Origin of the sequence: Clostridium sp. ZBS15 (assembly GCF_023845705.1) — a bacterium.
Taxonomy (GTDB): domain Bacteria; phylum Bacillota; class Clostridia; order Clostridiales; family Clostridiaceae; genus Clostridium; species Clostridium aquiflavi.
Map to the genome: position 1 here is coordinate 1 of NZ_JAMQHY010000218.1, position 250 is coordinate 250.

General features: G+C 20.8%; 1 protein-coding gene. It reads right to left on the reverse strand.

The genetic code is table 11. The annotated features are described in order from the left end of the window. Position 1: 1 nt before the first annotated feature. Entirely contained in the window at positions 2-124 is a 123-nt protein-coding gene (locus NG904_RS17100; protein WP_252232937.1) for an SUKH-3 domain-containing protein, read from the reverse strand. Positions 125-250: the final 126 nt, after the last annotated feature.

Below are 250 nucleotides of genomic sequence, written 5' to 3' on the forward strand. Positions count from 1 at the left end.
TTTATATTATTTTCTTTACAACTTTTTGCAAATTGTGATATATCATTTTTCTATTTTCATACCATCCAGCTTTTTCTAATATCTTAATAGCTTGTTTCTCCATAAGTATTCTGCTATTTTTCATTATTTTCACACCTTTTTATTCCTTAATAATTTATTATTAATAATCTTCATTTCATTATACCATATTATGTAATTTTATATATTTGATTCTCACTATGTAATATTATGAATTATATAAGCCTTTAGG

Excerpts from the sequence above, each read along its gene's own strand:
- NG904_RS17100 (WP_252232937.1), bottom strand. The coding sequence starts at position 124 with ATGAAAAATAGCAGAATACTTATGGAGAAACAAGCTATTAAGATATTA.